Below are 19,393 nucleotides of genomic sequence, written 5' to 3'. Positions count from 1 at the left end.
ACTGTGGTCACAAATTCGTCATTAAAAAATACCTTGCTAGAGTTAGACTGGCATTGGCAAGGTCATAAAATCCGCTATACCGTTGCCGGAGAAGGTAAACCATTACTGTTAATCCACGGTTTTGGAGCATCTATAGGGCATTGGCAAAAGAATATTCCTGTCTTGGCAGGTGCAGGTTATCAGGTATTCGCCTTAGATCTACTGGGTTTTGGGGGGTCAGACAAAGCACCTTTAAATTACACCTTAGAACTATGGGAATCGCAAATTACTGATTTCTGGACAGAATTTATTAATCAGCCAACAGTATTTGTCGGTAACTCGATTGGCGCACTCTTAGCCTTAATGGTGGTTACTAACCATCCTGCGATCGCTGCGGGAGGTGTATTAATTAACTGTGCAGGGGGGTTAAATCATCGACCAGGGGATCTCAACCCCATCTTAGGTTTAGTCATGAGCGGGTTTGCTAAGTTAGTTAGTTCTCCCGTTACAGGCAACTTAATTTTTAATAATATTCGGCGCAAGAGCCAAATTCGTCGTACTCTCTATCAAGTTTATCGCGATCGCCGTGCCGTGACTGACGATTTGGTAGAAATGCTCTATCAACCATCCTGCGATCCAGGCGCACAGAAGGTTTTTGCCTCGGTGTTAACCGCTCCTGCTGGAAAAACCCCTGATGAATTACTCCCCAATTTGCAACGCCCTTTATTAGTAGTTTGGGGCGAGAAAGATCCCTGGACACCAGTAGCAGGAGCCAAAATATATCAAGACTTAGCAGCTAGTAATGCTGATATCGAGTTCCAAATTATTCCCAATGCTGGTCATTGTCCTCACGATGAAAACCCCGAAGCTGTTAATGCTCAGATTATTCAATGGCTATCTAACTGCTAATTGCTACTTAAGTTTAGGTTAATGACTCATGGTTAATTCCTCTAGACTTAAGCAACCGCAGACGCTTTTTCCTGGCAATCTCCTGTAAGTCTACATTGCGATCGGTTTCATCAACAATTTCTCCCGTCAGCACTTCTAAAACGTCTTCTAAAGTTACAACTCCAGCCATTCCACCGTATTCGTCTAGGACGACTGCTAAGTGTTCACGATTTTCTTGAAATACCTTAAGCAGTTTATCGGCGCGATTGGTTTCAGGGACAAAGTGGGCGGGGCGCTGAAGAGTGTTGATTTGGCGATCGCTTTGTCCTTCAATCATGGCAGTTAAAAGTTCGTCTTTTAGCACTATTCCCGTAACATCATCAATGGTTTCATTAATTACCAGAATTCGAGTGTGCTGAGATTTAATAATTTCGGATTGGCATTCAGCTAGGGTTTGTTCGCCCTTAAGATAAGTGACAATAATGCGAGGACTCATTAAATCTGAAGCGTTAAGGTCGTTTAGCTGAAATACTCGCTGGATCATTTCTGCTTCATCATCTTCAATTACTCCTTCTTGAAAACCGATATTAGTCAAAAATTTAATTTCTGCTTCATCAGTAGTAGGAAGGGTTTGACGCTTAACTATCGGGGCGGTGATCCGTTCAACTAGCCACACCAAAGGAGTAAAGATTAGGGTTAAAAATTTGACGGGAATAGCAGCAAATAAACTGATCGGTTCTGCATAGCGTTGACCTATGGTTTTAGGAAAAATTTCGCCAAAGATAATAATTAAAAATGTGAGAATTCCTGAAACAAGTCCTAACCACTTATCCTCTAATACCTTTGTAGTCAGGCTACCAACCATAATACTGCCCACAATATTAAAGATGTTATTGAGAATAACAATCGTAGCAATGGGGCGAGTGATGTGGGAACGAATACGGGCCAAAGCTAAGGCTGCTGGCTTTTTAGACTGAGCTAATTGTCTGACTTTAATTGGAGAAATAGACAGTATTGCCGCTTCCGCTCCGGAACAAAAAGCCGAACCAAGTAAAATTACGGCGACAACGATAATCAGAGCAAACATATAACAAGATAATGGTTAATCTCTAATATAGTTCAAAAATAGGCATAAGCATGATCATTATTTAACTGATATTATTAAACCTGTTTTTGTTTCTGTTCACTTACATGTTATCCACTAATTCAATATTTCGATGATTCCTGTCTGACCGTCAAGTCTCACCAATTGACCATCATGAAATAAGCTGCTGGCATTGTCTACGTCCATTACCGCAGGAATATTGTATTCTCTTGCAATGATTGCACCATGAGACAAACGACCGCCAACTTCAGCAATTAAGCCTCCTGCACGAGCCAAAAGAGGTGACCAGCCAGCGTCGGTATAGGGAACAACGATAATGGTTTGGGGATCGAGGCGATTGGGTGCATGTTGCAGACTAGAGATAACTTTGATTACTCCTTCAATTTGACCAGGACTACAACCAATCCCCTGTATTCGATTGGTTGCGTTCACCACAGGCGCTTGCCATGATATAGTTTGGGGCTTGCCATAAACTAATTTTGGAACAGGATTTAATTGTGCTGCTGCTTGCCACTGTTGCTTTCTAGTTTGAATTAAATTACTCAGTGATGGTAATTGTCCCTGCTCTACTAAAATAGTAATTTCTTCTAGCTTGAGCAGAAAAATATCGCCTGCTTCAGTAATTAAACCGCTATTAAGCCACTGTTGTTCTAAAGCAAGAAAAGCCCATCGTAGTTGTGCTAATAGCTTGTTGTATATTTCCGCTACCTGACCTTTAAGGTTTAATCTTTTTTGGACTAGTTTTGCTTGCCAAGACTGAGGAGAAATATTGGCTGGAGCTTGAGCAATTTTGGCACCATGGACATCAAAATAAAACCGCGTAAACATCTGTCGTGCAATACCAGGCTTATCTTGCCAGCGTGGTACGGCGATATCCGTCGCCACTTCGCTTAAATAGCCATATTGCTCCAACCACAGACTGAATCGTTCCATTACGCTTATTCCTTCCGAATTTTCCGCAATATGAGCAAATAAAGAGGCGCTAGAGTCAAAGGTGATTTGTTCAGTAGCCAAAAGTTTGCGAGCTTCAGTGGCTATTTCTGCCAAATAACTTACTGCCATTACCTCTGGCACTTTGCTGTTGTCCAGTTCAGTTTCAGCAACTTTTAAGATGCTTTGGCGGAGGGCAAAACTAAGAGGAGCAAGAATATGATAATAAGTCGCTTTATCCAATAACCCCAAAATTGTCTTAATCCTGTCAATAATTTCTGTCGGCGACAATTCTTTTAGTGGTTGGTCACTAATTTCTGCTAGGATAGGTGCAAAAAGTTTAGCGCGATCGCTGGCAAAGTGACTATCTAACTGCCATTCTCGTTTGAGCAGTCGCCAGAGTCCAGGCAGGTTTCTCAGGGTCGAACTCAAGGGTGGTTTACTAAATTTTGCTCCTCTAGTTAAAAATTCCAGACTTTCTGCGGGTAAACCCATGCGACGAAAAATCGTGCCTAACAAAGAAGCATTAAAATAAGCGCTAGCAAAATGTAGGGTTGCAGTTTGCTCGAAGTTTAAATCTTTAGCGCGATCGCCCAAGACAATTGTAAAGATTTTCCCCCAAACACCACAGGTTAAGGGCTGATTAATTGACCAAGTAAGGGGACGAATTTTGCCAGGAATAACCTCCGCAGCAATACGCCTCGTCCAAATTGGCTGCATGGTTGTGATGGGACGAACCTGTAGCAACCAGAGTTTAGCACCGTCATAAGTCCACTCAAGATCTTGAGGAATTCCCCCAAATAAATCCTCCATTTCTCTTGCCAACAATGCTGCTGATTTAATAATTTCTTGGGGAATCATGTCAGTCTGATTCGACTTTTCAGCGATCACAGTAATGGATTGTTCTAGAGACATTGTGAGGGAGGTTTGGGGAATTGCCACCTGATATCTTTGGGGAGTATATTGACCAGAAACAATTTTGTTAGCTGAACCTGGTAAAGCTTCGATCGCTACTGTATCTTGTAACTGATTTACAGGATCGCGACTAAATGCCACTCCACTATATTGACCCTCAATTTGCTGCTGGATGAGGATTGCCATTGATGTATCTTTTTGCTGGTTGTGGCGACGATATTCGATGGCACTGCTGTCTAAATAAGAAGCCTGACAATTAATAATGGCTGATTCTAATTGATCTTGATTAGTAACGTTGAGAATACTGATATATTGCCCCGCAGCGGAAGCTGATGCTGAATCTTCGCCAATAGCGGAAGAACGGACAATTAAGGGCGCTTGAGTTGTTGGTTCGAGCTTTTGCACCAAGGCTTGCACGTTGTCTCCAGGGCGTAAAATCCAGCCGTCTGCTACATCATATCCCTGACGTTTGAGTTGGGACAAGTTCGCTGCTTTTGCCCCTACCTGGCGGGCATTTAATTTGCTGTTTAGACTAAGAATATTTTTGTCTCCCTGAAAAAAACGAAACATTTTGCTTTGACTAGATTGACTATTAGTGGCAGTAGCAGATAAGTCTAAATCATCGGGGATATTTTGATAGATCCAGCCCAACAAACATGCTAAAGCAAAAGTAGTCAGCGCATATTCTGGTTGATATGGATGACGCAATCCAATCATCACCACTAATAATACTAAAGCACCATATTTCCCCATTAAGCGATCGCGAATAATTGTAAATCCCACTAGACTAATTAACCAGACTAATCCCGCTGCGATCGCATCATGGGCGACAATTCCCCAAACAGCATTAGTTGTCCCCGCACCTTTACCAATCCAATAACGCCCCATCACTAAGGCAATGATGGCAATAATTTCCCAAGCTGAACCGACAGGGAAAAATACTCTAGCTAATAAAACCGCACTAATTCCTTTGGCTGCTTCCGATAGTACAGCACACACCCCAGCCACTTTACCGCCATGATAAAAGGCTGCGGATACTGAAATGTTACCAGTGCCTAGTTTACCTAGTTGACGACCAGTAAGAGCATAGGTGAGCCAGTCGATTAGGGGTAACCCACCTAGCAAAGGACAAACAATAAATACCGTCAGAGAACCCCAAATTGGTGTCAGGTTCATGAGCCTCTATTTATAACCATTTAATTAAAGATATTTTGCAAAATTGATTGGGTTAATGGTTTCATTGGTTTATTGTACCCATTTTAATTTTCCTGGTGAACCTATAGGAATCTCAATTTGCCTTTACTCTGAGCTATCCTTCAATCAAACCCAGGTGATTTGACTAGACTATCCCATCAATTAGGTTAAGTATAGTAAATTAAGTATAGTGACAACGTACATCCATCCTAGGAGTAATAAATAAAATTGTTTGTTCTCAATGGTTATGAATATTTTTTGGGTTTTTTACTCGTATGTAGCGCAGTTCCTGCCCTAGCTTTAACTGCCTCTAAACTATTAAGACCTACTGACGGTGGGCCAGAACGGCAGACAACCTATGAGTCGGGGATGGAACCTATTGGTGGCGCCTGGATTCAATTTAACATTCGCTATTATATGTTTGCGTTAGTGTTTGTAGTTTTCGACGTAGAAACTGTTTTTCTATATCCTTGGGCAGTCGCCTTTAGCCGTTTAGGATTATTAGCATTTGTAGAAGCCCTCATTTTTATTGCCATTTTGGTAATTGCCTTGGTATATGCGTGGAGAAAAGGAGCTTTGGAGTGGTCATGAATTCCCCAACATTTGAACAACAACAGCAAGAAAAAATACTTAATCCCAGTAATCCAACTCAGATAACTCAGGATTTATCAGAAAACGTTATTTTAACTACGGTAGACGACATTTATAATTGGGCAAGATTATCTAGTCTTTGGCCTATGTTATACGGTACAGCTTGTTGCTTTATTGAATTTGCTGCCTTAATTGGTTCTAGATTTGATTTTGATCGTTATGGCTTAGTACCTCGTTCTAGCCCCCGCCAGTCAGACTTAATCATTACCGCAGGCACAATTACTATGAAAATGGCCCCTGCTTTGGTTCGCCTCTATGAAGAAATGCCCGAACCTAAGTATGTGATTGCAATGGGTGCTTGTACTATTACAGGAGGAATGTTTAGTAGTGACTCGACTACTGCCGTCAGGGGTGTAGACAAGTTAATTCCTGTGGATGTTTATATTCCTGGTTGTCCTCCGCGTCCTGAAGCTATTTTTGATGCCATAATCAAGCTACGCAAAAAGATCTCGAATCAGTCGATTCAAGAGCGAGCTACGAGCATCGAACAAACTCACCGTTTTTATAGCACAAGACATAATATGAAAGCGGTTGACCCAATTTTAAATGGTACATACCTCAAATCGGCAACCCGCCAAGCACCACCAAAAGAGCTGGCCGAAGCTATGGGTATGCCTTTACCAGCAATAGAATCAGCAGAAAAAGAGGTGGAACGTGGCTGAAGAAGCAAAACAAAATTCTCAAGAGAACGAGACAGCATCAGAAATAATTGCTGCAGGTAAAACATCAAGCTGGTTAACTGACAATGGCTTTGATAACGAGGCTTTAGCCCCTGATGTTTCGAAGGTTGAGATGATCAAGATAGATCCTGACCTGTTATTGCCTATCGCTACTGCCCTGTATGCTTATGGCTATAACTATCTTCAGTGCCAGGGAGCCTACGATTTGGGTGCTGGCAAAGAATTAGTTAGCTTTTATCATTTGATTAAAGTTGCTGATGATGTCGAGCAAGCAGAAGAAGTTCGTCTTAAAGTTTTTCTTCCGCGAGACAATCCCAGAGTTGCTTCGGTTTACTGGATCTGGAAAGCAGCAGACTGGCAAGAACGAGAAAGCTACGACATGTTTGGCATTATTTACGAAGGACATCCTAACCTCAAGCGCATTTTAATGAACGAAGATTGGATTGGTTATCCTTTGCGTAAAGATTATGTTTCTCCTGATTTTTATGAATTGCAGGATGCTTACTAAGTTCACTAAGATTGTATCTAAACAAAGCTATTTTGATCTATGGACTTAAGCAGAAGCAGGTAGAAATAGTTAAAGTAGAGATTTTTAAGTAGATCTCTACTCTTTTTTACTTGAAAAGTTGGCGTTTGCGTATCTTATAGACAGGCAAAAAGCTTGGCAAGCCATAAGTTGCTCAAATTCTTAGTCTAAATACCCCATTAAAGTGCCAGTTTCGTCTGATTCATTGGAAGCAACAGGACGATTACCCATCACCATATAAGATTCACTTACCTGAAGAGTACTAGCGGCGATGGGACGATTTCCAGATATGGTTAAGGAACTACTAAATTTAACTGTTCCTTTGGAAACAGGACGATCCGACCCCACAGAAGAGTAAGTATGAACTACTTCAAGGCTACTAGGTTCAATTGGACGATTCTGAGGCAGTAAAGTTCTAGGTTGTGTTGACAAAGCTAATACCTGTTCTCCTCCTTCTTTAGCAGTGGTTTGACTAACTGAGCTTGATTTGTCAGCAGTAGTCTTAGCTTGAGTAGTTTTGCTATTAGTTGTAGTTGCTTTTGCTTGAGTGCCGTTGGGCTTGTTGTCTTCAGCCATTAGAGTTTTCTCCTGAACTTAAATTTGATAAAGTTATTAGTTATTTATTACTTTTATTTATTTTTGATAACTACCCTCATTCTTGCATTCTATGGATTTGGCGACAAGAGCTTGACTAATTAAAATAAGTTCTAACTGTCATTATTAATCTTGGGGAGTAGAGATCTTTGTTTGGTCTAACCTATGATATTTATAACACTGGTATTGAACTAGAAAAAATTATTTCAAGTACTGGCACTTTGAATTAGTAACGACAATGGAAAAGCGATCGCTGGGAAGATCAGAAGTTCAAATAACGCCAATTCTAATGGGAACATGGCAAGCAGGAAAGAAAATGTGGGCTGGAATTGACGATCAAGAAAGTATTCGAGCAATTCGAGCTGCTGTAGAGGCAGGTATAACTACCATTGATACAGCAGAAGTTTACGGGCAAGGGCATTCGGAACAAATTGTGGCTCAAGCTCTATCAGACATTCGCGATCGCCTGGAATATGCCTCAAAAGTATTTGCCGACCATCTTAAATACGACCAGGTAATTGAAGCCTGTCATCGCTCTTTAACTAATCTTCAAACAGATTATCTCGATCTATATCAAATTCATTGGCCCTCTGGGTCGTTTGGGAATGAATTAGTGCCAATAGAAGAAACAATGAGTGCTTTGAATAAACTTCAAGAGGAGGGCAAAATTAGAGCGATCGGCGTTTCTAATTTTAATCGCGAACAGCTAGAGCAAGCAGCCAATTATGGCAGAATCGACAGTCTACAACCCCCCTATTCTCTGTTCTGGCGCAAGATTGAAAAGGATACCATTCCCTATTGTGTAGAACATCAAATCTCTGTTTTGGCCTATTCTCCCATGGCTCAAGGATTACTTACTGGCAAATTTAGTCTCGATCATAAATTTGCACCAGAGGATCATCGTAGTGCCAATGTACTGTTCCAAGGTCAAAATTTTGAGCGCGCCCACCAAGCGTTGGAACAGTTAAAACCAATTGCCCTCAAGCACAACTGTACTTTAGCCCAGCTTGCTTTGGCATGGTTAATTGCGCAACCTCAAACTAATGCGATCGCTGGAGCTAGAACTGTCTCACAAGCAAAGGATAATGCCCAAGCTGCCAACGTCAGCTTATCTGCTGAAGAATTACAGGAAATAGATAGTATCGGTAGACAGGTAACGGATCATCTCGATGATAATCCTGTGATGTGGGACTGGTAATCATCGGGCAGGTTACTTGTGAGCAAAACTATAGTCATTTTAATTAATTTCCCTATGGTTACTTCGTTATAAGATCCATTGGTTGCTATTTGAAATGACTATAAAATAGTCGGTAGTCCTCAACCTAATTAATCAATTGTTCAATCTTAAATGATCGCGCGCTAATTGATAGGTTAACCTAACTACCGCCCTAACTGATTAGGAACACCCTCACATCCACCTGGTACAGTTGAGCGAGACTTTTCGCCACACCAAGAGCAGATATAATAACGTTGCTCCTCACTCATGCGTTTAATGCCAGAGAAATTAGCTTTTTCCACCACCATCCCCGTATATTTTCCTGTTTCATAATCAGGCTGTGCCGTAATGCTTCGAGGAGAGGCGGTTTCCACCGAACCATAAAATAGACGAGCGCTTTTGATATCTGATCCCGCTAGATTAGCTTCATATAGCACAGTACGAGCTAAGTTTGCTTTGACTAGATCGCATTGACTAAGATCGGCTCTCACCATATTAGCCTCGCTTAAGTCACTCCAGCGCAGATCTTGTCCGACTAGATATGCCCCTGCTAGCATCACTCCTAAATCAATTACTCTAGTACCATAAGCACGATCTTCAGAATAACCACCGCTACCATCTAAAATTGCCCTGCCAAGATGATTATCGCGTTTGAGGGGAGTTAATAAGCCAGATTGAGAAAGAAATCGAATAACCTTGGCTTTCCCGTTTTCATCAATACTTGAGATAATTGAGGCGGTTCTACCTTCTGCGATCGCTCTTTCTTGAGGCCAGTCTTCTAATAAACCTTCTTCATTTAAAGTTAGGTCAGAAATACCCTGAAAATAGGTATCAATAGTCTGCTGTTGGGTGATCCGATTTTGCTGAATAGTTAAATCCTTAGAAATTACATATTGCGCCCAAGCGACATAAACCGCCAACATGGCAATTAAAATCTGTCCTACCGCCCCAATCCATTCCGCCCAAGAGCCAAATTCATCGTATTTAAACTGAGTGAGCCAGCCGCTGATATTGCTGTAAACTCCAAAATAATTGAGTAACCCAGCGATCGCGCCAATAAAGCCAATAAAAGCCAGAATAGTCCTTCTTTCTTGAACCGTTAGGAATTTAATAATCCAGCCTCGAACCGAGTTAAAGACGACTCCTAAGGAAAGACACAAAGCTGCAACTGCACTAGTTAACCCCAGCCAAGGAAGTCTAAACCAAAGACCCAATCCCATCGACAAGAGAGTAATCAAAATTAATTGCGACTGGGAAAAACTAATTCTACGACCAAGATCTTTGTTCGTAACAGCTGTTCTTCTGAGTCTAGGAGATTCCAAAGAATCTGGGTTTCCTATTGATAAAGAATTTTCATTTAGATCGGGCTTGTCGTTTTCCAACTCTATAATCTTTTCTGGATTAATATCTGAATTACTATTCGAGATGGAATCAGTACTATCCTTCATTCTTAATAAAATTTTGACATATTTAACATAACATCTCCTCAATCATATTCAAGCCCAAAATCAGCATTATTTATCTAATTTATCGATTAAATAATTCATTTTAAATCGGCTGCCATCCTTTATCCCACACAGAGATAGTAATACGACCTCTAGCATCTCGCTGAAACTTACCTTCTAAATTATCAACCTTGAAAAAACTAAAGCTGGTTTCACGATTGTAGACGCTGCGTAACTTATCTCGAATATCTGCTGAAGCATCTCCCCCTAAAGTTCTGGCTAAAGTTTGCTGCATCGCCCCCAAACTTACCGACTGATCCAGAGCAATGTCTGTTTGTCGGATTTTGCCTGAATCGTCGGCTTGATAGCTAAGATTTACGCGATCGGGAATCACGTCATAGTAAACTAGCACTTTACTATTTGCCTGCAAGCCTTGTCTTTCAGAATTGGGTTTGCCCAAGGTACTCACTAGCTGGCTTTCTGAAGTTCCAGTGGTGAGGATAGGGATATTTAATTCATCTGTAGGTTCTAAATCAGCTTTGGCTAGAGTTTTAGGCTGTTTTTGCTCGACTTTTGGCTCTTTAGTTAATTCAATTTCGCTTTGCTCTTCGGCTTCGGCTTCAGCTTCGGCTTTTAGCTGGGCTTGTTCTGCTTGTGCTTGCTTTTGAGCTTGTTCTGCTTGTGCTTGCTTTTGGGCTTCGGCTTCGGCTTCGGCTTTTAGCTTAGATTCTTCTGGGAATGTTTCATTTCCGTTTGTAGAAAACAAATCGGGCTGCTGTTGTGCTGTCTCAACTTTTGCTGATGGCTCATTACTAGGCGATCGCCAGAGATTAGAAACTACAACATACCCTGCTGCAAACGTTCCCGCTGCTACTCCTGTAGCTACTAAGAGAAATAAACCTACCGTACTCAAGAAACTTTTATTTTTCTTAGGGAGACGGGGAGTGGGTTCAAAGGCGATAGTGTTGTGAGTGTTGGTGAGCAAATCCCTGTTGCCAGAACTTCGATTGGGGGCAACATTTAAAGTCATTCCTGTCAGATTATGATTATTCGTATCAATTGTGTTTTGATTGAGTGCATCTAACATTTCTTGAGCAGTGGCAAAGCGATCGCGAGGATGAAACTTAACAGCACGATCAATGATGCCAGCCAATTCAGGGTCAAGATTAACTGCCTTTTCCTGCCAGATTATTTCACCATTACGGGGGTCAGTTTCTAGTTCATTGGGCGCTAATCCTGTCAACAAAAAAATTGCCGTCAAGCCCAAGCTATAAAGATCACTAGAATAAATCGGGCGACCTGCTGCCTGTTCTGAGGACATATAGCCAGGAGTCCCAATCGAGGCGGAGTAAGTACTGTGAGAATTGCCGTTAACCTCCGTGGCGATCGCCTCTTTAACCGCACCAAAATCAATGAGAAATGGGAGCCGATCCCCTTTGCGCAGGATAATATTTTCTGGCTTAATATCTCGATGAATAATTCGACGGCTATGAACATATTCGAGGACAGGGAGAATCTGCGTGAGAATCTGCCTAACTTCATCACGGTGTAGATTGCCTTCTTGCTCCCAATATTGATTGAGAGTTAACCCCTCTATCCATTCCTGAACTAGATAAAATTTGTCGTCTTCAGAAAAATAAGCATAAAGCTGAGGAATTTGACTGCTACCGTTGCCTAACTCTTCTAAAATTGCTGCTTCGCGCTGAAACCGCTCTTTCATCCAGGGAGGCATCTTCGGCTGTTTAACAATCGGTTTTAGCTGCTTGAGGACACATTTTCGTCCCGACGGCATATGATTATCGACTGTTAGATAAGTTTCCCCAAAGCCCCCTCTACCCAGAGTCTTAATAATGCGATAGCGGTTATTTAATAGTGCTGTCATATTTATGTGAGATGAACGGCTATTGAGCTAAAAACAACTCGACTATTCTTATTTTAGAGTGGGCGAAAGATAACGACGAACTTAGAGTTTGACTATTAATCTATTTCAGATCTAATAAACCTTTTTCTTTGAGCTTCGGATTGAATCTAATCTCCATTTTTACGCCGCGATCGCTTAACTGACTAAGTATTTGAGCCTCTACCCGTCTGGCCACCTGCTTTCTTATTTTAATTTGCTTTGATTCTTCGCTCTGCTGATACTGTGCCTTTTCTTCCTCTGTCATAGCAGGGTTAGCATCAATTGGCTCTGTCCAAAGCTGCTGCTGGATATCATTACCAATTGGAGTTTTACCATTTTCGGCAATCCAGGCTGAGGCAATTTCCGCTAAAACTGTCCGACTCGGACGAGGGATCATTTGAATTTTAACCCAATAACAATGATGAGGTTGTCTGATTAAGTGTTGCTTGAGACTTAAATATACATCACGGGAATATCCAACATACATCATCGAGCGATCGCCATCAAATACTGCATAGACCCCAATTTTCCCAGCCACATCTTCATCGATCTGACCATCGGCAGTTAAATATGGTCGATATTCTAAACTATCTAGAGGTGGTGTTTTAGTTTGAGTAGACATAATGGGGCTTAAATTTGGACAGCGATCGCCATCCGCGTTGGAGAGGTGCAAAAATCAAGCTGCTGAGTAATTTAGTAATTGTAGTGAATCTTGCGGTAAATAGCGCATAAGCGACTAGGCTGAAAAATTTTGGCTTGAAACATGAAGTTTGGGGGGACGTTAATAATTATATATTCGCTGTTGTTGTGATACTGCTCAAATTCTCTTGGCATACCTTTTGGTGTCTGCTGACTGTAGGGGACTGGTTGAAACAGCAAATCAGTAAATTTAATCGCAGTTTCCTGTAATCTTTGACTAATTTGTTCGGTGAATGTCTGATTAGTTAACAGACTAAATAAAATTTCTTTGGCTTGGGAGTCTAAAGTGAAAGTTGCGTCAAAGTTTTTGACTATTCTTAAACCCATTGTTTCAATATTGATGATATATAAAGACTATTCAAGATAGTATCAGAAATTTTTGCGTAATTATTCGCGGTTAATTTTTCGTATCCAATGGTCTAAACCCCCAAAATGTAGCTAAAACATTCAGCTACACCGCCGTTGACTTATGACTTACTGGCTTGTTTTTTAACAAATTTAAAGCGTATTTAAATAACTGAGTAGGTCTGCCATCTCTTTTTTGCTCGGCTGAAACTTGGGCATGGGAGGAGTCCTTCCACTGGTTACTTGAGTAATGATATTTCTTGATGATTTACGCTTGGAAATATTTTCCAATCTTGGTCCGACACTTCTTTCTACCTGTAGATTATGGCATCCTGCACAGTTGATTTGAAAAATAGCCAAGCCATTTTGAGGATCGCCATCGAGAGTTAAAACTTGATAAGCATAAGGATCGGCAGATCTTTGCCAATAGATACCCAGAATGCCGAAGCCGATCACCAGCATTACTGCCATGATGATTATTGTCAGACGATTTAGCCAAGCGTAGGATTGGGCTAACTGGTTATCCACTATTAATTTAAAAAACAAGAATGTTTACTTATGTTTACCATGATTAATAAAATAACTCACAATCCTGATTAAAGGCTAGCTAACAAATCAGCAATTAGCTCCCAAGCTATTAATTATCGAAACCTGGGATATAAGGTTGAGGGAGTTGTAATTTGCCCAACTACAGAATCCAGATGACAGGCTTGCCGATATTAGCGTAGGATATAGTCAAATTAGATAACTTTTTAAGGAGACACTTTAGTGATCGAACCTCTACTTCTAGGAATTGTACTGGGCTTGACTTTTATCACTTTAGCAGGGTTGTTTTTTGCTGCGTATATGCAGTACAAACGCGGTAGCAAGCTGGGTATTGACTAGTATATTGATACGTTTATTTTTAACTACAAAAGTTAACCACACCAGATAATCATCATCAACTAATAACCAATTAAGGATGAAGAAACGTATCTTGTTTCTTCATTTTTTTTAATATAAATACATATAAGTACATATATTACTTCTAGACGAAAGCAAAATTTTGCATAAACTTCAGATCTGGAATCTTACCATGGAACTCCAGTTCAGCTTGTCTAGCATTTAAAGAGCCAGACAACTCGATTTTGATATAGCTTGCTGGTTTGATAGACAGTAGTTGTGACCATTCGATCGCCGTAATGCCTGGTTCAACTTCCACACCCTCCCAATAGATTTCGGGGTAGAGACTATTTATTTGGCTAGATTCTAGGCGATATAAATCCAGATGGTATAAAGGGATGCGACCATCTAAATATTCGTTAATGAGAGTAAAAGTGGGGCTGACGATTGATTCTTTAATTCCCAAACCGCGACCAATTCCTTGAACTAAACTAGTTTTTCCTGCACCCAGGTTACCCATCAACAACAATGTAGAACTAGGAGGTAAATGTTTACCCAATAGGCAGCCAAAATCAAGAGTAGTTTCGAGAGTCGGTAAAAGTATCTTTGGCACGAATTAAAAACTGTTATTGGGGAATAAAAAGTTAAAAATTTTGCTTGGCTATGTTCGTCAAAGCAAGACTAGCTTGAGGCTGAGAAAAGTTCATTAAAAGTTTATCTTATTTTACCCTTGACAATACACTTCCTTTATATTGAGTTGATATATTTATCAATAAGCCAAGTAACTTTAAGTTGGGATAACAAAGTAAAGCGGACTAACTAGAATGTGATGCTTTGTTACTTCCCTTTTATTTTTTATCCATTAAAAATACATTTTAATTGCTTTGAGCAAGATGCTGTTGATAGATTAGATTTTAGGTTGCCATTTGCCACTATACCAACGCAACAAAACTCTAGCAAGCTGACTAGAACTATGGCGCACATGACCTCTAACGGAATCTTCTTCCATCACGTTTGCCATCACGATTCTACGATTAAGTTTGGCAATTTCGTGACGGTCTAAATCAACAGGATGTGAGTTTTCTAAAGCATAACGTTCTAAGGATACAGCACTAGGGGGTTTACGATGCACTAAAACCGCATCAAACAATTTGCCTTTACTAATGCGATCGATTTCTCTAATGTGATCGGCAACGGTGTAACCTTCTGTTTCTCCAGGCTGAGTCATAATGTTGCAGATATAAATGCGGGGGACATCAGCATTGGCGATCGCATCGCGGATTTCAGGCACCAAAAGATTTGGCACAATACTGGTATAGAGACTACCAGGACCAATAATAATATATTCTGCTTCTTTAATTGCTTTGACTGCGGAGGGGAGTGCAGGAGGATTAGCGGGAATACAGCCAATATTTTTAATTCTACCTTTGGCTTCAGGAATGTTAGACTCTCCCTCAATCAGTCTGCCATCTTCCATTTCTGCCCATAAGCTAACGTCACTGAGGGTAGCAGGCAATACTTTACCACTAATGGCTAAAACTTTTGAGCTAGCAGTTGCCGCCTGTTCCAAGTCTCCTGTAATCTCGCTCATTACCGTGAGAAACAAATTGCCAAAGCTATGTCCGTTCAGTCCATCTCCCGCCTTAAAACGATATTGAAATAGCTCAGTGAGTAATTCCTCTTCATCAGCTAAGGCTGCTAGACAGTTGCGAATATCCCCAGGGGGTAATACTCCAATCTCTCTTCTGAGTCTACCTGAAGATCCTCCATCGTCGGCTACTGTGACGATCGCCGTAATATTGCTGCTATATTCTTTAAGCCCCCGCAATAGGGTAGACAGACCCGTGCCACCACCGACAACCACAATCTTGGGACCACGGTTGAGACGGCGACGATCTAACAACATATCTACTAGTTTCTTGTCTTTATCTACTCCCAATACATCGCTAATTGAACCCATGGTGCGAGACTGTCCCCAAATAATCAGAAATATACCTGTAACTAAAACAATTGGTCCTGAAATATAGCTGGGGACAACAGTAGTTAAAAATTCGAGAATATTGGCAGTAAATGAAAGTAAACGATAGACTGGCGTAAGCTTACTCCAGATCGCCGAACCAATCACCGCTAACATAAAACCACTAGCACTGATGAGTAACCACCTTTTAATAAATAATCCAGGAGACAGCCATTTAAATAACCGATTATGGCGACGAGATTTTTTATTATGGGAGGATGAATTTTTCATCTCAAATCGAGGCTGTTTTCGGGATAAATACCAGAGTCGTTAAGATAAACATATCCTATCGTGGTGTAATTGAGTTGGCAGGTAGCCATAATCAAAAGGGTAATCTTCAAAATAGAGTTTATGGTTCTAAGATTAATCGGATCTGGCTCAAATGGGAATTAAAATCTTAGGATTAGATCCAGGAATAGCTATTTTGGGCTTTGGCAGTATTATTTGTCAGGCATCGGCAGAAATTTCCTTAGATGTAGATGTAGCCTCGGTACAGCTTGAGGACTATGGCGTTATTGAAACCGCTGCCAAGACACCTTTTGGCGATCGTCTCTGCACAATTTATGACGATCTCCATGCTGTGATTGGCGAGATTCAACCCGATCTAGTGGCAGTAGAGAAATTGTTTTTTTATCGCATGAGTCACACGATCACCGTCGCTCAAGCTAGAGGAGTTTTAATGTTGGTTTTAGGACAGTCTGGTTTGCCTTATGTAGAATTTGCCCCACCAGAAGTGAAAAAAGCTTTAACAGGCTATGGTAATGCCCAAAAAATAGAGGTTCAAGCAGCAGTGGCACGAGAACTTGCTTTAGATTTTATTCCTCGTCCTGATGATGCTGCTGATGCCCTGGCGATCGCTTTAACAGCTTGGTTTCATCAGAGTATTTAGTTATAAGTTAGTCATCGAATACCACAGCCAGCTTGGGCTATTTTTCGTAATTGAACATCATTGCTTAGTTTGAGTACCTGCTTAAAAGCCTGGGTTGCAGCTTCAGCTTGGGATGTTTGGCAGAGGCTAGTTCCTTTGTATAACCAGTTGATTGCCTGCTGTTGATCACTTAAATTATTTTGTTGTAAAATTTGCTCAAAAATTTGCCTCGCTTGAGCATAATTACCTAATCGATAGAGAGCAATACCTCTCCCCTGTTGAGCAGCTAAATGATTAGGTTGATAACTTAAAGACTGCTTAAAAGCAGCTAAAGCCTGGCGATTCTGCTGGAGTTCTAACCAACTTTGCCCCTGTCGTCTCCAGGAGATCGCTAAATAGCGATTTTTTAAATCTGTTGCTGGTTGAGACTGGAGTAGGGCGATCGCTTTTTTACTAGCCGTTATAGCCTGTTGATGTTGGGCTAAATCGAATAAGACCTGATTTTGATTGAGCCAAAAAGTTGCATTCTGTGGATTAATGGCGATCGCCTGTTGAAAAGCGGTCAATGCATCCTGAGATTGACCCAAGTGATATAGAGCCTCCCCACGACAGTTCCAAGCTAGCTCGGCTTGCTGGTTAAGAACAGTAGCTTGAGAACAAGATTGTAGTGCTTTTTGATACTGGTTTAAGTTTAATAATGCAGCTCCACGATTAGCCCATAATAAATAGGATCGAGCAGAATCAGTCTTCAAGAGTTGATCGTAAGCGGCAACAGCTAAAGAATATTTTTCTTGGGCTAATAAATTGTTAGCTTGCTGTATTTGTTGAATCTGCTTTGTTTGAAGATGTTTAACAATTAAAGTAAATCCTAAGCCGATAATTCCGCCAATACCTAGGAGGAAAATTATGATAGTTAATAATCGCAAAAATTTTACGTTCACATTACATTATTTAGTAATTGGTTCAAAATAGCTATCTTGACTCGATCTTGTTCTAACTTTATCAGATCGGTTTAAAACTAGTTATTACCTGCTGATAATTAAACTCTAAAGCTTTAAACCCATACCTAAACGGTACAATTGCGATAGCATTTACTTTTACATCTTAAATTGTAATTTTATGACTGCCACTCCCTTCAAACAAACTAATGTTGCTGCTGTCCCTGATCAACTAGGGCGTTTTGGCCCTTATGGTGGTAAATACGTTCCTGAAACTTTGATGCCAGCTTTGGCTGAATTGGAAACTGCTTACAACCATTATAAAAACGACCCTGATTTTACTCAAGAGCTACAAGGATTATTAAAAGACTATGTTGGTCGGGCAAATCCCCTTTATTTTGCCGAACGTTTAAGTCAGCACTACACTCGCCCCGATTTTCAGCCTGAAATATATCTAAAGCGAGAAGATTTAAACCATACAGGAGCGCACAAGATTAATAATGCCCTAGCCCAGGCGTTATTAGCTATTCGTATGGGTAAAAAGCGGATTATTGCGGAAACAGGTGCAGGTCAACACGGAGTGGCTACCGCCACAGTCTGCGCTCGTTTCGGTCTGGAATGTATCATCTATATGGGCGTACAAGATATGGAAAGACAGAAGCTTAATGTCTTTCGGATGCGCCTTTTAGGAGCAAAGGTAGAACCAGTTTCCGCTGGCACAGGAACTTTAAAAGATGCTACTTCCGAAGCCATTCGCGATTGGGTAACTAATGTTGAAAGCACTCACTATATCTTGGGTTCAGTGGCTGGCCCCCATCCTTACCCGATGATGGTACGAGATTTTCATGCGGTAATTGGTCGTGAAACTCGCCAACAGTGTGCGGAAAAATGGGGAGGGTTACCTGATATTCTGATCGCCTGTGTTGGCGGTGGCTCAAATGCCATGGGCTTGTTTTATGAGTTTATAGCTGAATCTAGCGTCCGCATGATTGGTGTAGAAGCTGCGGGGGAAAGTGTGGCATCTGGTAAACATGCTGCTACTCTAACTGAAGGTCGTCCAGGGGTCTTGCATGGAGCAATGAGCTATTTATTACAGGATACTCAAGGACAAATTATTGAGGCTCATTCGATTAGTGCTGGGTTAGATTATCCTGGGGTAGGCCCAGAGCATAGTTATCTTAAGGATACTCAACGAGCAGAATATTATGCTGTAACTGATACTGAAGCGATCGCTGGTTTGCGCCTACTATCGCAATTAGAAGGTATTATTCCCGCCCTAGAAACTGCTCATGCTTTTGCCTATTTAGAGCAACTTTGTCCTCAATTGACAGGAAAGCAGCGTATTGTCTTGAACTGTTCAGGTAGAGGCGATAAAGACGTACAAACGGTAGCTAAGTATCTTGGCGATCTGCTGTAGATATTCAACAATGAACAATGAGCAATGGGCAATGAACAAATGTCTTAAACCTGGTTAATCCTAAAGGATACACTTCGTTATCAATTGTTCAATATTCATAGCGAGTTGATAAATATAAAATACAGAATTGACATCCTCCCGCCACTAATCGGAGTACCGATATAGTGGGGGATTCCTAAGACTCACGACTTAGGTTTCTGTTTC

19 protein-coding genes are annotated in these 19,393 nt (G+C 41.0%); 8 read left to right on the top strand and 11 right to left on the bottom strand.

Annotated features, from left to right (window positions below):
* The first annotated feature begins 3 nt into the window (after positions 1-3).
* On the top strand, positions 4-888 hold the full coding sequence (locus C7B62_RS13275; RefSeq protein ID WP_106236900.1) for an alpha/beta fold hydrolase: 885 nt from the start codon (positions 4-6) through the stop codon (positions 886-888).
* Positions 889-901: 13 nt separating this feature from the next.
* On the opposite strand, the gene C7B62_RS13270 is transcribed toward C7B62_RS13275, so the two are convergent.
* Both C7B62_RS13270 and C7B62_RS13265 read right to left on the bottom strand, forming a co-directional pair.
* On the bottom strand, positions 902-1,954 hold the full coding sequence (locus C7B62_RS13270) for a hemolysin family protein (protein ID WP_106236897.1): 1,053 nt from the start codon (positions 1,952-1,954) through the stop codon (positions 902-904).
* A 114-nt stretch (positions 1,955-2,068) separates the two neighbouring features.
* Entirely contained in the window at positions 2,069-4,993 is a 2,925-nt protein-coding gene (locus tag C7B62_RS13265; protein ID WP_106236894.1) for a glycerol-3-phosphate acyltransferase, read from the bottom strand.
* A 246-nt stretch (positions 4,994-5,239) separates the two neighbouring features.
* Here C7B62_RS13265 and ndhC point away from each other — a divergent pair, with 246 nt between their 5' ends.
* The 3 genes from ndhC to C7B62_RS13250 are packed head-to-tail and all read left to right on the top strand — an operon-like array spanning position 5,240 to position 6,850.
* Positions 5,240-5,602 carry a photosynthetic/respiratory NAD(P)H-quinone oxidoreductase subunit C gene (gene ndhC, locus C7B62_RS13260; protein WP_106236892.1) on the top strand — a complete coding sequence of 121 codons (363 nt, stop codon included), beginning with the start codon at positions 5,240-5,242 and terminating at the stop codon, positions 5,600-5,602.
* Entirely contained in the window at positions 5,599-6,324 is a 726-nt protein-coding gene (gene nuoB / locus C7B62_RS13255) for an NADH-quinone oxidoreductase subunit NuoB (RefSeq protein ID WP_106236889.1), read from the top strand. The genes ndhC and nuoB overlap by 4 nt, the downstream gene beginning before the upstream one ends.
* Positions 6,317-6,850, top strand: a complete 534-nt coding sequence (locus C7B62_RS13250) for an NAD(P)H-quinone oxidoreductase subunit J (protein ID WP_106236887.1) — start codon at positions 6,317-6,319, stop codon at positions 6,848-6,850. The genes nuoB and C7B62_RS13250 overlap by 8 nt, the downstream gene beginning before the upstream one ends.
* Before the next feature lie 180 nt (positions 6,851-7,030).
* On the opposite strand, the gene C7B62_RS13245 is transcribed toward C7B62_RS13250, so the two are convergent.
* Positions 7,031-7,444: a hypothetical protein gene (locus C7B62_RS13245; RefSeq protein ID WP_106236884.1), complete on the bottom strand. Its 414-nt coding sequence runs from the start codon at positions 7,442-7,444 to the stop codon at positions 7,031-7,033.
* 256 nt (positions 7,445-7,700) lie between these two features.
* On the opposite strand from C7B62_RS13245, the gene C7B62_RS13240 reads away from it, so the two are divergent.
* On the top strand, positions 7,701-8,660 hold the full coding sequence (locus C7B62_RS13240) for an aldo/keto reductase (RefSeq protein WP_106236882.1): 960 nt from the start codon (positions 7,701-7,703) through the stop codon (positions 8,658-8,660).
* A gap of 182 nt (positions 8,661-8,842) precedes the next feature.
* Here the strand turns inward: C7B62_RS13240 and C7B62_RS13235 are convergent, their stop codons facing one another.
* The 5 genes from C7B62_RS13235 to C7B62_RS13215 all read right to left on the bottom strand — a co-directional run bounded on the left by C7B62_RS13235 (position 8,843) and on the right by C7B62_RS13215 (position 13,595).
* Positions 8,843-10,126: a pentapeptide repeat-containing protein gene (locus tag C7B62_RS13235; protein ID WP_106236880.1), complete on the bottom strand. Its 1,284-nt coding sequence runs from the start codon at positions 10,124-10,126 to the stop codon at positions 8,843-8,845.
* Positions 10,127-10,226: 100 nt separating this feature from the next.
* On the bottom strand, positions 10,227-12,005 hold the full coding sequence (locus C7B62_RS13230) for a serine/threonine-protein kinase (RefSeq protein WP_106236877.1): 1,779 nt from the start codon (positions 12,003-12,005) through the stop codon (positions 10,227-10,229).
* 100 nt (positions 12,006-12,105) lie between these two features.
* Complete coding sequence (locus C7B62_RS13225) at positions 12,106-12,645, bottom strand: GIY-YIG nuclease family protein (protein WP_106236875.1); 540 nt, start codon at positions 12,643-12,645, stop codon at positions 12,106-12,108.
* Positions 12,646-12,716: 71 nt separating this feature from the next.
* Positions 12,717-13,049 (bottom strand): hypothetical protein, encoded by a 333-nt coding sequence (locus C7B62_RS13220; protein WP_106236872.1) that lies wholly within the window; start codon positions 13,047-13,049, stop codon positions 12,717-12,719.
* A gap of 171 nt (positions 13,050-13,220) precedes the next feature.
* Positions 13,221-13,595, bottom strand: coding sequence for a cytochrome c (locus C7B62_RS13215; RefSeq protein WP_106236870.1), 375 nt, complete (start codon positions 13,593-13,595; stop codon positions 13,221-13,223).
* Positions 13,596-13,835: 240 nt separating this feature from the next.
* Between C7B62_RS13215 and petG the strand changes: the two genes are divergently transcribed.
* Complete coding sequence (petG, locus tag C7B62_RS13210; protein ID WP_106236867.1) at positions 13,836-13,952, top strand: cytochrome b6-f complex subunit V; 117 nt, start codon at positions 13,836-13,838, stop codon at positions 13,950-13,952.
* Positions 13,953-14,094: 142 nt separating this feature from the next.
* Here the strand turns inward: petG and tsaE are convergent, their stop codons facing one another.
* The gene (gene tsaE, locus C7B62_RS13205; RefSeq protein WP_106236865.1) at positions 14,095-14,562 is read right to left on the bottom strand and encodes a tRNA (adenosine(37)-N6)-threonylcarbamoyltransferase complex ATPase subunit type 1 TsaE; all 468 of its coding nucleotides are present in this window, start codon (positions 14,560-14,562) and stop codon (positions 14,095-14,097) included.
* Between the two features lie 294 nt (positions 14,563-14,856).
* Positions 14,857-16,197 carry a gluconeogenesis factor YvcK family protein gene (gene yvcK, locus C7B62_RS13200; protein WP_106236862.1) on the bottom strand — a complete coding sequence of 447 codons (1,341 nt, stop codon included), beginning with the start codon at positions 16,195-16,197 and terminating at the stop codon, positions 14,857-14,859.
* Between the two features lie 151 nt (positions 16,198-16,348).
* Between yvcK and ruvC the strand changes: the two genes are divergently transcribed.
* A complete protein-coding gene (gene ruvC, locus C7B62_RS13190) occupies positions 16,349-16,855 on the top strand; it encodes a crossover junction endodeoxyribonuclease RuvC (RefSeq protein ID WP_106236856.1) in 507 nt (168 codons plus the stop codon).
* 11 nt (positions 16,856-16,866) lie between these two features.
* On the opposite strand, the gene C7B62_RS13185 is transcribed toward ruvC, so the two are convergent.
* A complete protein-coding gene (locus tag C7B62_RS13185; RefSeq protein WP_106236853.1) occupies positions 16,867-17,775 on the bottom strand; it encodes a tetratricopeptide repeat protein in 909 nt (302 codons plus the stop codon).
* Between the two features lie 178 nt (positions 17,776-17,953).
* On the opposite strand from C7B62_RS13185, the gene trpB reads away from it, so the two are divergent.
* Positions 17,954-19,189 (top strand): tryptophan synthase subunit beta, encoded by a 1,236-nt coding sequence (gene trpB / locus C7B62_RS13180; RefSeq protein WP_106236850.1) that lies wholly within the window; start codon positions 17,954-17,956, stop codon positions 19,187-19,189.
* Positions 19,190-19,393 lie beyond the last annotated feature (204 nt).

This window comes from Pleurocapsa sp. CCALA 161 (assembly GCF_003003995.1).
Lineage (GTDB): Bacteria > Cyanobacteriota > Cyanobacteriia > Cyanobacteriales > Xenococcaceae > Waterburya.
This window is presented reverse-complemented; position numbering and strand designations above follow the sequence as displayed.

Coding starts and splice junctions, on each gene's coding strand:
- ruvC (WP_106236856.1), top strand. CDS start 16,349: ATGGGAATTAAAATCTTAGGATTAGATCCAGGAATAGCTATTTTGGGC.
- C7B62_RS13240 (WP_106236882.1), top strand. CDS start 7,701: ATGGAAAAGCGATCGCTGGGAAGATCAGAAGTTCAAATAACGCCAATT.
- C7B62_RS13270 (WP_106236897.1), bottom strand. CDS start 1,954: ATGTTTGCTCTGATTATCGTTGTCGCCGTAATTTTACTTGGTTCGGCT.
- yvcK (WP_106236862.1), bottom strand. CDS start 16,197: ATGAAAAATTCATCCTCCCATAATAAAAAATCTCGTCGCCATAATCGG.
- nuoB (WP_106236889.1), top strand. CDS start 5,599: ATGAATTCCCCAACATTTGAACAACAACAGCAAGAAAAAATACTTAAT.
- C7B62_RS13265 (WP_106236894.1), bottom strand. CDS start 4,993: ATGAACCTGACACCAATTTGGGGTTCTCTGACGGTATTTATTGTTTGT.
- C7B62_RS13225 (WP_106236875.1), bottom strand. CDS start 12,645: ATGTCTACTCAAACTAAAACACCACCTCTAGATAGTTTAGAATATCGA.
- C7B62_RS13220 (WP_106236872.1), bottom strand. CDS start 13,049: ATGGGTTTAAGAATAGTCAAAAACTTTGACGCAACTTTCACTTTAGAC.
- trpB (WP_106236850.1), top strand. CDS start 17,954: ATGACTGCCACTCCCTTCAAACAAACTAATGTTGCTGCTGTCCCTGAT.
- C7B62_RS13245 (WP_106236884.1), bottom strand. CDS start 7,444: ATGGCTGAAGACAACAAGCCCAACGGCACTCAAGCAAAAGCAACTACA.
- C7B62_RS13230 (WP_106236877.1), bottom strand. CDS start 12,005: ATGACAGCACTATTAAATAACCGCTATCGCATTATTAAGACTCTGGGT.
- C7B62_RS13235 (WP_106236880.1), bottom strand. CDS start 10,126: ATGAAGGATAGTACTGATTCCATCTCGAATAGTAATTCAGATATTAAT.